This window comes from Planktothricoides sp. SR001 (assembly GCF_001276715.1).
Lineage (GTDB): Bacteria > Cyanobacteriota > Cyanobacteriia > Cyanobacteriales > Laspinemataceae > Planktothricoides > Planktothricoides raciborskii.
In genome coordinates this window covers 61751-75510 of sequence record NZ_LIUQ01000025.1, presented here as the reverse complement: position 1 = coordinate 75510, position 13760 = coordinate 61751, and the positions used below count along the sequence as shown (strand labels likewise).

At 40.8% G+C, this 13760-nt stretch carries 11 protein-coding genes; 6 read left to right on the top strand and 5 right to left on the bottom strand.

Features of this window, described 5'->3' with window-relative positions:
- The first annotated feature begins 14 nt into the window (after positions 1-14).
- A complete protein-coding gene (locus AM228_RS15815) occupies positions 15-620 on the top strand; it encodes an exopolysaccharide biosynthesis protein (protein ID WP_054467056.1) in 606 nt (201 codons plus the stop codon).
- A gap of 294 nt (positions 621-914) precedes the next feature.
- Here the strand turns inward: AM228_RS15815 and AM228_RS15810 are convergent, their stop codons facing one another.
- Positions 915-1616: a Crp/Fnr family transcriptional regulator gene (locus AM228_RS15810; protein WP_054467055.1), complete on the bottom strand. Its 702-nt coding sequence runs from the start codon at positions 1614-1616 to the stop codon at positions 915-917.
- A 325-nt stretch (positions 1617-1941) separates the two neighbouring features.
- On the opposite strand from AM228_RS15810, the gene AM228_RS15805 reads away from it, so the two are divergent.
- The 5 genes from AM228_RS15805 (at position 1942) to AM228_RS15785 (ending at position 8988) form a co-directional block, all read left to right on the top strand.
- Positions 1942-2733: a class I SAM-dependent methyltransferase gene (locus AM228_RS15805; RefSeq protein ID WP_054467081.1), complete on the top strand. Its 792-nt coding sequence runs from the start codon at positions 1942-1944 to the stop codon at positions 2731-2733.
- A gap of 11 nt (positions 2734-2744) precedes the next feature.
- Positions 2745-3056 carry a cupin domain-containing protein gene (locus AM228_RS15800; protein WP_054467054.1) on the top strand — a complete coding sequence of 104 codons (312 nt, stop codon included), beginning with the start codon at positions 2745-2747 and terminating at the stop codon, positions 3054-3056.
- A 214-nt stretch (positions 3057-3270) separates the two neighbouring features.
- Positions 3271-6147, top strand: a complete 2877-nt coding sequence (locus tag AM228_RS15795) for an S-layer family protein (RefSeq protein ID WP_054467053.1) — start codon at positions 3271-3273, stop codon at positions 6145-6147.
- Between the two features lie 671 nt (positions 6148-6818).
- Positions 6819-8048: a glycosyltransferase gene (locus tag AM228_RS15790; protein ID WP_054467052.1), complete on the top strand. Its 1230-nt coding sequence runs from the start codon at positions 6819-6821 to the stop codon at positions 8046-8048.
- Between the two features lie 37 nt (positions 8049-8085).
- A complete protein-coding gene (locus AM228_RS15785; RefSeq protein ID WP_054467051.1) occupies positions 8086-8988 on the top strand; it encodes a glycosyltransferase family 2 protein in 903 nt (300 codons plus the stop codon).
- A 611-nt stretch (positions 8989-9599) separates the two neighbouring features.
- Here AM228_RS15785 and AM228_RS31020 read toward each other — a convergent pair.
- The 4 genes from AM228_RS31020 to AM228_RS15765 form a co-directional block, all read right to left on the bottom strand.
- Positions 9600-9824, bottom strand: a complete 225-nt coding sequence (locus AM228_RS31020; protein ID WP_082348903.1) for a hypothetical protein — start codon at positions 9822-9824, stop codon at positions 9600-9602.
- A gap of 103 nt (positions 9825-9927) precedes the next feature.
- Entirely contained in the window at positions 9928-11103 is a 1176-nt protein-coding gene (locus AM228_RS15775) for a glycosyltransferase (RefSeq protein ID WP_082348902.1), read from the bottom strand.
- A gap of 44 nt (positions 11104-11147) precedes the next feature.
- A complete protein-coding gene (gene epsE / locus AM228_RS15770; protein ID WP_231636817.1) occupies positions 11148-12380 on the bottom strand; it encodes an exopolysaccharide biosynthesis GT4 family glycosyltransferase EpsE in 1233 nt (410 codons plus the stop codon).
- A gap of 105 nt (positions 12381-12485) precedes the next feature.
- Positions 12486-13757 (bottom strand): glycosyltransferase family 4 protein, encoded by a 1272-nt coding sequence (locus tag AM228_RS15765; protein ID WP_054467048.1) that lies wholly within the window; start codon positions 13755-13757, stop codon positions 12486-12488.
- Positions 13758-13760 lie beyond the last annotated feature (3 nt).

The following is a 13760-nucleotide window of genomic DNA, read 5'->3' as shown; positions in this document are numbered from 1 at the left end:
TAACGAATTAACCAATGCACATAAAATTTTCTCAAGATATTGAGTCGTTGCTCAATCGATTGTCAGAGCACCCTTTAACCATTGGAGAAATTATGGGAGAAACCGCTGAACATGGATTTAGTTTGAGTATTGGTTTATTGGTTTTGCCTTTCTTGTTTCCCATGCCTCCTGGATTATCTACTCCCTTGGGTTTAGCCTGTTTTTTCTTAGCAATCCAAATGACATTAGGTTTACATTCTCCCTGGCTGCCTAAAAAAGTCACCAGATTCGTATTTCCTAGTGCTTTTAGTCTTTATTTGTTGCAAAATCTCAAACGAGTTACGGCTTGGTTAGAAAAAATTGTGCGTCCTCGTATGTTAAAAATTGCTAAAAATCCATATATCTGGAGAGTGAATGGATTCTGTATTGCTTGGATGGCATTTTTCTTAATGTTACCAATTCCTTTGACTAATTCTATACCGGCGATCGGGATTTTATTCTTGGCCGTAGCAACTTTGGAATCCGATGGTTTATTAATGTGTTTAGGGTATGCCTCAACGGTATTTAATACCCTATTTTTTGGGTTTCTGGGATATGCTTTTTGGTTAGCGCCGAATTTGTTACCTAATATTTTTAAATAGCTCCCCCCTAACCCCCTAAAAAACGCCACTCTGATTTTGGTAATTTTGCCAGAGGTCTAGTGCATCATTATTTTTAAGGGGGGTATTTGGCAATTTAGCACTTTTGTTTCATAAAAAATTCTTGTGTAATTGATTGATTAACATTGATGGCTGGTTTAGTGAAATCATGGTAGGCGATCGCTGTTTTCCCAAAAAAACAATGATGGTTTAGGGCGCTATTTTTTTATGCTACTTTTTTATTCTATTGACCAGAAATTGCGATCGCGCCTAAACCACCCTAGCAAAAATTCCAATTTAATCGGAATCTAAATCTCCAGATAAACGCTTTAATTCAGGGAGATTTAATAAAGTAATGACCGCGCCGTCGATTTCTATCAGTCTTTCTTGACTCAACTTAGCAAATACTCGCGAAAGTGTCTCTGGAATCGTCGCCAGTAACGCCGCTAACTGGCCTTTGGTAATATCTAATTTTACTTGATTTTGCAGAATATTTAATGCGGGATTATCTCGTTGTAAATTATTCAAATAGAGCAAATATGAGGCAAGTCGCCCCGGAACTTCTTTAAAAGAAAGGTTTTCAATTATCTTGGTAAAATGCCGTAATTTGCGAGCCAAAATTCCTAACATTTGCATCCCTAAACTGGGATATTTTTCCAGCAGCGAGATAAGAGCAGCACGGGGAAAAAATAAAAGTTCGGTGGGTTCGATCGCTGCGGCAGAAGCGGGAAAACATTGGCCATCAAATGCCGGAACTTCGGCAAATTGTTCCCCCACCCCAAATATATGTAAAATCTGTTCTTTCCCCTCTGGAGACAGTTTAAAAACTTTGACTCGTCCGACAACAACGAGAAAAAAACCTCGCCCTTCATCTCCTTGCCAAAATATTACTTCATTTTTTTGATAAGTTTGCGCGATCGCAATTTGGGCTAAAGCCTGGATATTTTCTGGGGATAGTCCCTGAAAAAACTGGGTTTGGGCTAAAAAATCTTGAATCATAACTTTGATTATTTGTTATTTGTTGTTGGTTCTTAGTTATTTTATCCTTAAAATTGGTTATTTTATCCTCAAATAACCAATAACGCATCCTGTCAACGGTCAACAATGATCAATTTTTTGACTTAAGTCAAGGATCTTAGCTGTGGTGAGTCATAAGCTAGATATAGGCAACGGATAGATATAGGCAACGGATAGATATCGGCAGCGGATAGATATCGGCAACGGATAGATATCGGCAACGGATAGATATCGGCAACGGATAGATATCAGCAACGGATAGTTGATGTTTGCTTTTTATTGTTTTTTATTGGAGAAAATTTTGACGATGAGTGCTTCAAAATTATCGAGTGACCAGTTAGACAAGATGCCCGGTCATTGGGTTTTGGCTAAGATGGGTAAACGGGTTTTGCGTCCAGGGGGACGCAAATTGACTGAAAAAATGTTGGATAGTTTAAATATCCAATCGGACGATCGCGTGGTGGAGTTTGCCCCCGGTTTAGGGTTTACAGCCCAGTTAACTTTGCAACATCAACCGGCATTTTATACGGCGATTGAACGGGATGAAACCGCCGCCCAAAAAGTTCGAGGCTATTTGACAGGCGATCGCCAAAAATGTGTGGTTGCCAGTGCAGAAAATACCGGGTTAGCAACGGGTTCAGCAACGGTAGTTTATGGGGAAGCAATGTTATCAATGCAATCCCCCCAACAAAAACAGAAAATCGTTTCCGAAGCAGCCCGTTTACTCGAAACTGGAGGGCGATATGGGATTCACGAGTTGTGTATAGAAATAGATCATTTAGATGCGGGTAAAAGAGAAGAAATTAGACGGGCGATCGCTCAAGATATTCATCACGGAACCTGGCCTTTAACCGCGACGGAATGGCAAGCTTTGTTAGCCTCTCAAGGGTTTACGACTCAGACTCATGCTACGGTTCCCATGCAATTACTGGAACCCCAAAGAGTTATTGAAGATGAAGGCATTGCGGGAGCAATTCGTTTTGGGTGGAATTTAATCAATCATCCCACAGCCATTCAGCGAGTTTTGTCAATGCGGCAAATTTTCCACAAATATCAAGACTACCTCAAAGGAATCATGTTAGTGGGTGTAAAATCCTAGGAGATGTAACAATGAACTATCAATATATTGCTGATTTAGCCAAAGAAATGGAAATTCCCAAAGCGGGAATTCTCACGCGAGTTCTGTATCAAGACGAGCGGGTAAAAGCGGTAATTTTTGGTTTTGATACGGGTCAAGAACTTTCCGAACATACCGCCTCAGTACCCGCAATTCTGTCAATGGTTAAAGGGTCAGCAAAAATTACTCTGGGAGAGGATATTTTAGAAGCGGAAGCAGGGGCTTGGATTCATCTGAATGCACAGTTGCCTCACAGTATTTTGGCCAAAACCCCGGTGGTGATGTTGCTGCTTTTGCTGAGATAAATCTTAGGGTGGGACAAAACCCACCCTACGCTTCCAAATAATACCGTTTGAAATCAAAAATGCTTTATGGGCGCAATGGTTGCGCCCAAATTGCGTGTTTGTAGCAATAATTTTTGAGGCTTAGTATCAAATTTGGCGGATTTAGGAGCAAAGTCAGATAAAATTGATATAATCTGAGATATGCTCCGGTTAATCCTGAATTTTATATTGGCTTATGCGTACTGTTCAAACTCCAGGGATTCAATATTTTTGGCATCATTTTTTATCTTTTTTATATCTGAGAGAAATTATTGGACTGATTCCAGTGTTTTCCCTGACGCTGTTACTGTTTCCCTCATTAATTCCTGAAGCGCGATCGCAAATTATCCCGGATGCAACCCTGTCGAATAATTCCGTGGTTATCCCCCAGGGAAATACTTTGAACATTGAAGGGGGAACGACGGTGGGCGATCGCCTCTTTCACAGTTTCCAAGAATTTTCTATCCCCACAAATACCGAGGCATTTTTTAACAACGCTGTCAATATTTCTGACATCATCACTCGCATCACTGGTGGTCAAATTTCTAATATTGATGGCATCTTAAGAGCGAATGGCACAGCCAACTTATTAATTATCAACCCCAATGGCATCATTTTTGGTCTTAATGCCCGCTTAAATATTGGAGGTTCTTTTTTTGCTACCACCGCCGATAGCCTTTTATTTAATGATGGTAATATTTTCAGCGCCAAGAGACCAAACCAAGCCCCAAGCTTGACGATTAATACACCAATTGGGTTACAAATGGGATCGAATCCGGGAGAAATTATCAACCAATCCCGATTTACCGATGATACAGGAAAACTGGTGGGATTGCAAGTACAACCAGGCAAAAAATTAGGCTTAATTGGCGGAAATATTTCCCTGGATGGCGGTTATTTAACTGCACCGGAAGGAAACATTTTTTTATTATCTCTAGAAAATAGTGTTATCACCGCAAACCAGGAAAATTATCTGATTAATGCATCATTTTTAAATCACGATTTATTATCAGTTAAAAATCATATTACCTTGTCAAAATTAGCTGCGGTAGATGCCAGTGGTAATGGCGGCGGTAGCATTCAAATCATTGGCAGAAATGTCAGCTTAGAAAATAATACTCGCATAACCGCAGATACCCTGGGAAATAATCCCGGTCAGGGCATTACCATTGAAGCAAATTTGCTAGAGTTACAAGTGGGTGCTTTAATTTCTTCCTCGACTTTTGCCGATGGAAATGCCGGAAATTTAACCGTAAATGCCACTGAATCAATTCAACTCCGTGGTGCCGCCCCAGTGGAATTTTTAGAACGAGTCGATGTCAAAGATCGAGTTTCTCAGCCTTCGGATATCAGTAGTGGTTTATTTGCCCTGACTTTTGGTAATGGAAATGCGGGAAATTTAACCATTTCTACTCAACGTTTACGGATGGAAAATGGGGCGACTGTCACTACGATGACCGAAGGTATGGGTAACGGCGGCAATATTGTAGTAAATGCTGCCCAATTCTTGCAACTAAATGATTCAGCAATTGCATCCTACACCAGGGGGCGTGATTTTGGCGAAGGCAACGCTGGAAATATTACCGTAAATACAGTTACGCTTTCCTCGAATGGCGCTATGATTTCAAGCAATACTCGCGGCATTGGTGACGCTGGAAATATTAGTTTAAATGCTTCTGAATTAATTGAAGTTGCGGGGAGAGCAACCACTTCTTTTTTTGTATTTCCAGGAGTATTTGCTAACAGTAGCCCTTCTTTTGCTGGAACCGAAGCATCGTTAAAAGATGTGGATGCGGGAAGCAGTGGTAATGTCACCGTTAATACCGGACGATTAATTGTGAGAAATGGAGCACAAATTGGGGCTGGCACATTTAGTCCTGCCCCAGGGGGAAATTTGACGGTGAATGCATCTGAATCGGTGGAAATAATTGGCACGACTCCCGATGAATTTCGCTTTCCTTCTGTGTTATTTGTGGATACGGCAGGGGCAGGAGATGCGGGTAATTTGATTGTGAATACTCAGCGATTGGTTCTGCGCGATGGAGGACAAATTACAGCGGGTACGGTTGACCGAGGGAATGGCGGTCGTTTAATTGTGAACGCCACTGAATCCGTGACATTAAGTGGTGGAGCACCGGTGAGTGACGATGGTATTGATTATTTTTTTCATCGCAACGATCAATTTCCCAGTGCTTTGATCAGCAGTAGTGTGAGTGGTGCTTCTGGGGATGCCGGGGATTTAACGATCGCCACGGGACGATTGCGGGTTGAGAATGGCGCTGCGGTGACTGTGGATAGTCAAGGAACAGGAAATGCGGGAAATTTAGCGATCGCTGCTAATGGGATTTTTCTGGATCGTGAAGGGGCGATTATTGCCAAAACTACCTCTGGGGAAGGGGGCAATATTCAGTTACAAACTCAGGAAATTTTTCAACGGCGTGAAAGTTTAATTAGTACCACCGCTGGCAACCTAGGAAATGGCGGCAATATGACAATCGATACCCAGACTTTAGTGGCTTTAGAAAATAGCGATATTACCGCCAATGCCCAACGGGGGGCAGGGGGAAATATTATCCTCGATACTCAGGGAATGTTTGGCATTCAGTTGCGAGAACAACTGACACCAGAAAGTGATATTACCGCTAGTTCTGAATTTGGACTTTCGGGAACGGTGACAATTAATAATCCTGATGTAGATCCGACTTACGGGCTGATGAAATTACCAGAAAATATCACCGATCCTACCCAACAAATTATTACCGGATGTGCGGCTAACCAAGGCAATTCTTTTATTGTCACCGGACGGGGGGGTTTACCACCGGATCCCACTTCAGTCATCCGCAGCACCATTGTCTGGCAGGATTGGCGAGATATTTCTTTAATCGGAGACAATGAACCAGCAAGTTTTTCCCCTTCGTCCTCAAACCGGACTCCTTCCGCGAATCGCCCTGATGAAATCATCGAAGCAACCGGGTGGGTCATTGCCGCTAATGGCACGGTAGAATTAATTGGCGATCCCCCAAATCCCATCAGAAATAATCTAGTTGAATGTGGCCAAAATTTTCATCCCTAGGTCAATAAATAACTTTGAGCCCAGGGGCAATAAAGCATCCTATCAGGATACCGTGACATCCCATCGATCAGCGTAAGTTCGGTGATCGCTCTGCCGTAAAGTTTAGATTTACTAGCAAAAGAATCTTTTTGCCCGTTGCCCCTGATTTATCCTGTTCGATATGGAGATCTAGCGATGCCAAGATCATAATCGCAGGGTGCGTTTAAACAGCAGTGGTAAAATATTAAAGCCCATATTGCTGGGAGAGAGAGGCGATCGCTCAGGATCACTGTGCCCAAATCAAAATACAAAGCCAAAAACAGGAACACTGGCAGGAATCGCGATCTGATGGTAGACTGGGGCTAGGGTCATTACGCATCTGCATAACCGATAATAGACGTGCAATTCGTTGCGTCAACAATAGGGGGTTTCTAATATAGACTATTTAAACTAGAAACCGGTTTTATGCCCAGATATCTAGTTGACCAAGGGATGATTTTTGCCTGAAACTATATTAATCAATCAGTTACTTGTTCCTGGGCTATAAATTGTGATATCAATCGTCGCAGCGACAATTTTAATTTTCAATGATTTTTCAAATTATTGAAAATTATATAAGGGAGGTTAGGAAATTTTATATATTATTAATTTTTGTTAAATAAACAATCAAATATCCAAAGGTCAATGACATCATGTTTAAGCAGACAATAGCATACCTTGCTTCGGAAATTCCATCACTTTCTGCTACATTTATATATAACGAAATTTTGGCTCTCCAGGAAAGAGGCTTACAAGTGATTACCATGTCGGTTCACTATCCGATTGTCCCGGCCAAAGAAGCAGAATTAAAAAAAATATTAGAAAATACTCATTTTTTATATCAGCAAAAATTTACTTCGGTGATTGTAAGTAATTTGAAAGTTTTTTTCAGACATCCAAGTCGCTACCTGATTACTTTATTTTTATTGTTGAGTGATATGTGGCAAATTGGATTAATCAATCCAGAGGCGCTAAAATTGCTTTACCATTTTTTTCAAGCTAGTCAGGTAGCAAAAATTCTAGAAGAACATCAATGTCAACATTTACATATTCATTTCGCTCATGTGCCGACACAAATTGGGATGTATGCGTCTTCACTTAGCAAGATTCCTTTTACGTTTACATCCCATGCCAACGATTTATTTGAACGAGGTCTTTTACTCAAAGAAAAAGTCAACCGATCAAAAGCGGCAATAACCATTTCAGAATACAATCGTAAATTCATGGTAAGTCAAGGATTAGACCCTCGAAAAATTAAATTGGTCAGATGCGGCATCGATACTAAGAAATACGAGTTTATTGACCATCAAAAACATACCAATAAACAACCTGTGATTATTTCTTTGGGAAGGCTCGTCGAGAAAAAAGGAATGGACACGCTGATTTTGTCTTTAAAGAATTTGGCAGAAGGTCGGAAGGATTTTTCAGGGGAAATTGCGGGGGATGGTTTATTGATAAACGAATTAAAAAGTTTGGTTTCACAGCATAATTTGACTTCAAAAATAAATTTTAAGGGGGCGATCGCCCACGACGATGTTTTTTCTTGGATGAGACAAGCAGATATTTTTGTGTTAGCCTGCAAAGAGGATAGGAATGGAGATCAAGATGGGATTCCAGTAGTTCTGATGGAAGCGATGGCAGTGGGAATTCCAGTGGTTTCAACTGAGATTTCGGGGATTCCAGAGTTAATCCAAGATGGTGTTTCTGGTTTTTTAGCAAAACCAAACGATCCCGAATCATTAACTGAAGCGATCGAGCGCGTTTTAAATGGTTCCAAACCGATTGCCCAAATCACCAAGGCAGCTAGACAAAGGATTGTTGATGAGTTTGACCAGGATAAGAATATCGATCGGTTGTTAGACATTTTTAATCAAATTAGCTAATCTAAAATAGATTTACACATTTAAAGCAACAAAGACAATGAATAATTCAGGTAATCGGATTGTTATCATTTCTCCCGTAAGAGATGAAGAGGAATTTATTGGAGGAATCATCAAGTCAATGATTTCTCAAACAGTTATCCCGGTTGAATGGGTGATTGTTGATGATGGTTCCACCGATCGCACTCCCGAAATCATCAAAAAAGCGGCTCAAGAGCATGACTGGATTCATTTAGAGCAAAAACCAAATAGAGGGGATCGAGCGGTTGGCCCTGGAGTGGTTGAAGCATTTTACTACGGATATGAACGCATCAAAATCGATGAGTATGATTTTATCTGTAAAATGGATGCAGATATTGAATTTGGCGAAAAATACTTTGAAACTCTACTAAGTTTTTTTGCCAAGGATCCTTATCTAGGTGCCGCGAGTGGCAAACCTTTCTTAGAAGAAGAAGGGAAACTAATTGAAGAACGCACCAATGATGAAATGGTCGCCGGACAAATTAACTTTTATCGTCGTCAATGCTTCGAGGATATGGGAGGTTTTGTCCGAGAAGTACATTGGGATGGGATCGCTTTTCATCGCTGTCGTATGGAAGGATGGAGAACCATGAGTATCAGACATCCTGACCTAAATTTTATTCACAAGCGACTTATGGGATCGTCACATAAAAATATTTTATATGGCAGAATGCGGTGGGGAAAAGGTCAGTATTTTATGGGAACTCATCCTTTATATATTTTTGCGATCGGTGTCTATCGATTGTTTGAGCGACCATTTGTTCTCGGTGGGCTGTTTATTGTAATTGGATACTTCAAAGCGATGCTTGAATCAATGCCAAGATACGAAAATATGCCGTTCAGAAAATCTTTACATGCGTGGCAATTTGAGCGGTTGAAGCTCGGCAAGCGCTTAGAGACGATTCCTGAAAGTGAACCATAAATCTATAAAAGCTGATTGATCATCCGCTATCTAGCTGGAAAACCAAGCCAAGTCCTGGTGGCTTCGTTAGACTGCAAAAACGATTATATATGAATACCAAGTTGGTAAACTTAGTCTTATTACATGGCGTTTCAAAGTTTGAAGCCACTTAAATCCTTCTGCCCCTTTCACTATCGCCTAGTTATCCATTAACCAAACACTTCTTCTTCGAGATTGTTAAATGCTTTATTGGCTAATTGTTTTCTTAATAAAGGCCAAATACATTCCATTGGATTGAGGTCGGGAGTATATGCAGGGAGAGGATAGATGATCGGATTTTCCGGTAAAGCCTACTTCTGGCTTCTGTGCCATCCAGTGAGGGTCTAATCACAAAATAATCAATTTTTCATGGGGAGGATTAATATCAAGTCCGGACAATTAGTGATGATTAAGTGCCGAAGGGGTTTTCGGCCACCAATGAAAACAGGTTAACCCCTGAACCAGGTTTTGTTGCTTCATAATTTTTTGACAACGATAAAGCAGTAAATTTTCCAATTCATCTAAGTATTAGTAGTGAATAGTTCGCTAAAGCTTCGTTGGTCAAAGGCCACAAATATTCCGCCGGTTGTAGTTCAGGACTTGGGACTGGGGAGAAAAAACAAGTCAATGACTTCAGGTAAAATCAGCTTTTCGGTGGTATGCGATCGTGCTTGATCTAGCACCAGTAGGATCCGCTTATTTTTGTTCAGGTCAAATTCTCGAGCCAAGTCGGCTAAAACCAGACTGAATAACTCAGTGCTAACCTTTGGCAGAATCGACTTATTAGGCTTCTTCTGACTCTGGGTGGACGAAACCATAAAGCCACAGCCAAAGGCAATTTAATTTTAACCGCAGCAATTGGTTGCTCTCCTGATTTTATCCACAATCGGCGAGTGAGTGGTCGGGGTCATAAGTAGAAAATCAACGGTCAAACTTTTCCTCAAAATTCTCTGATTTGCCAATCCCTCTGCTGTGGGCAACTTCTTCAAATAGGCTTTCCCATTCTCGTGCAATATACTTTTGCTCAAAAGCTTCACTACGTTCAAGACCCAGTTGGGAAAACTTTGCGCGTTTTGTCGGATTGCATAACAATTCTTCCAGACCATCTGCAAGTGCCTTGGGATCTTCTGGTATGACTAAAATCCCATATTTTCCTCCTTCTAAAGCCTCATTGGGACCGGAAGGACAATCGGTTGAGACAATCGGCGTTCCGCAAAACAAAGTTTCTGCAATCACAAGCGGGAAGCCCTCAAATCGAGACGACAAAGCAAAGACCGTTGCATTTTTTATAAACATGTGGGGATTATTTTGAAAACCCAGGAAATGAACGGAATTGGAAACCCCAAGATGATTTACTTGTTGTTTGAGTGAGTTTAGCAGTCCCCCTTGACCTAGAATCACTAAATTATGTTTAATTCCTTTATTAATGAGGAAAGCATGGGCTTCAATGAGATACTCTTGAGCTTTCGGATAATCCAATCGACCCGCTGTGATGATCGTTGGCTGTTCAAAAATACTGGTAAATTGATCGGGGAGAGGTTCTTGCGTCCGTTGGCGAATCAGATCCCCTGAAATTCCATTATAAATTGTTTGAATCCGAGACGAATCTAAGTCAACTATTTTTGAGAAGCTGTCAGCAACCCCTTGAGAGCAGGCGACAACCCGATCAAAATAGCCATATAATTTCAGGGATAGTATTTGTCTCCAGCTAGTCAATTTTCTAAACTGACTCCAATCATTATGTAACCAACCCACAATCGGTTTGCGGAGTAATTTGGCTGCGATTAAACCAAAGAAAGTTGCACGTCCCTCATTCGCACCCAGAATAATATCTGTAGACTTAGCATGATGAATTGTGGCGAACAGCAAGCCGGGGAGGTCTGTTCGTTTGTATTTTCTTTCATGCACAAACTTAATATTAATACTATCATCTAAGTCATGCAACAAGCTGCCCCATTTTTCATGGGCTAATATCGACAGTTCAAACTTATTCGTGTCTAGAGAACGATACAAGGTTAAAACCGCTTTTTCAGCCCCACCACCATGCAGATTGGGCATCAGCATCAATAGTCTGATTTTTCGATGGTTTAGCATCATAAATTCCTCAAAGTAAATTGACAAAACCTCAAATTAACCAGAGATTAAGATAGCTGTTCTAAAAGTTTAGCTAAAGTCTCAGCACTCTGTCGGTGGTAATATTTAGCCGCGATTTTTTTCCGAGACTCTCGACTCAGATTCAAGGCAAGTTCTGGATTTTGTAAGACGTTGGCGATCGCATCAGTCATGGCGGCTGGTTGTTTGGCCGGAACCAGGATCCCATCAACTCCATCATCAACCATGTCTGGGGTGCCACCCACAGCCGTCACAATTACCGGCATTTCCATCGCCAGTGCTTCCATGATGGCAATCGAAGTGCCTTCATTTAAACTAGCCAAAGCAAAAATATGCGCTTCTTCAAGACCTTGACGAATTCTTGGTTCAGGAACTGCGCCTAAAAGCTCAATCGATTCAGACAAAGACTTTTCTCGGATTATTTTCTCCAGTTCCTGATGATATCCACTGCCACCCTGTTCGTCTTCCCCAGCAATTTGCAACCGAATATCAAACCCTTGTTTTCTGAGTTGTTCCACTGTTTCTATCAAATAGTTATGTCCCTTGACACGATTAAGCCGTCCACAAGAGAATATTTTGCACGGACCAGTTCCATCCCAAGGCTTATAAGGACTATGACGTTTGATTTCGTCAAGATTTACACCCATTGGCGAAATCGCAATTTGATCGGGAAGACAATCACCCAACTTCTCGGTAGCGCGTTTGAGCAGCATTTCCGATTCGATGATGGCAAATGATGCGTGCTGCCATTTTTGTTTTTGATTCGGTCCATAGGTTTCTAAGGTCGGGCCGAGGTGCGTCAGACTATAAGTCAGAGGGGAAAGAATTGAGGCAAACATCGCAATATTGGCAGCATCAGCACAAGAATGAACGTGGATATGATCCCAGCCGTTTTTTCGACCCACCCACACAAGTTTTCCGGCAATAAAAGCCAAAGCTAACAGACGAAGTTTCTGACTCCAAGATGTGTCCTGAGATTGCATGATGCTTTTCAGGCAATTGAACCAAGCAACGGGTCGAGCTTTGAGGATTTCTATGCTGGCAACAACAATATCTTGAAAAGAAAGTGGTGCTAGATAAGAAGTATTTTTTTGAGCTTCCTCTGCCCAAACATGAGCCGCAATTCCCTTGGGGGGACGCCGAGTAGATACCAAATCAGTTTTAATCCCCATTTCAGCCAGCACTTCCCGTTCCCGCCAGTAAAAAATATGTGTTTGTCCAGGAAATTCTGGTATCAAATATCCAATCCAGTTTTTCATCATTCTCCTTGAATTATTTTTTGAGTGTTTAAATCCAATTAATCAGGAATTATTATTTAATCGGTTTTAATTTTAACTTGAATAATTATTCAGTTAATCAGTCAGGTTTTATTTTTTCAAAATCTCCTCATAAATCTGTGCGATCGCCTGCGCTTTATTTTGCCAGGTAAATTCTCTCACTCGTTCTCTGGATTTCCAAGACATCTCGTTTCTCAGACTATCATCTTCGACTAAAACTTTAATGCAATTAACCAATTCTAAAATTAAATGATCTTTTGATTTTGGCTCAATTTTAAACCCAGTTTCTTCCGTCACATATTCTCCAATTCCCCCATTATTCACCACAATACAAGGCAACCCACAAGCCATTGCTTCGAGTACCACAGCCCCGCCAAATTCTCGGATAGAGGGAAAGCAAAAAATATCAGAATTTTGATAGTATTCGAGGGTCTGTTGTTGTGTCACCCATCCGGCAAAATTTACCAAATGAGTCAAACCAAGTTCTTGGGATTTTTGTTCTAAGAACCTTTTTTCTGAGCCATCCCCCACAATGGTAAATATAATTTTATTTTGCAGAGATGGTTCTAAACGTCCCAAGGCTTCCATGACCATATCTGCTCCCTTGTAAGGCACCAGTCTGCCGACAAATAGCAGGTGGACTTTTTCTTTGGGAGTCAAGGATTTTTCGGTTTCTAAAAAATTGCTTGTAATGCCATTTTCATAAAATAGACTAATCCGGTCATCGGACAGAGAAAACATTTCTTTTAAATTGTTTAAGGTATAGGTTGAACCAGCCAAAACGCGATCGGCTTTTTTGTAAGTTTCTACATAACCGGGGATTAAATAGCGACCCAAAGTCCTTAAAAAATTAAACTGAGCAAATTCCTGTTTAGCAATTTCTTCAAACCCAGCAGGAAAAGGGACTCCCCCATTAACCGGGCCAATGATAAACGGGGTTTTTTGACAAAGTTTAACCGCTTTGACGGGGTATCTCGGCATCATCGGGGTCAAAGCGTGAACGATATCATATTCCCCTTGCAGAATTTGCTGTTTAAACTGTTGATAGACTTTTTGATTAAATTCGGCATAAATTGGATAACGCAAAGCATTATACAAAGGCCAATTTCTTTTACCTCTAATCGTTGTTACATGGGAAACTAAGCGATGATATTTTTTATTCAAGTCACTTTCAAGCATATAAACAATATTTTTATATCCCAGTTTTTCCAGAGCTTTTTGATTTCTTTCGTGAGTGACCAAAGTGGCATCGAATAACTGATTAATTTCATGAAAGTAATTGTACCCCTCTAAAGGGACTGATGATTTTTCGGGATTACATTGTTCAATAATCAATAAAAGTTTTAGTTTTTTCCGGCTCATATT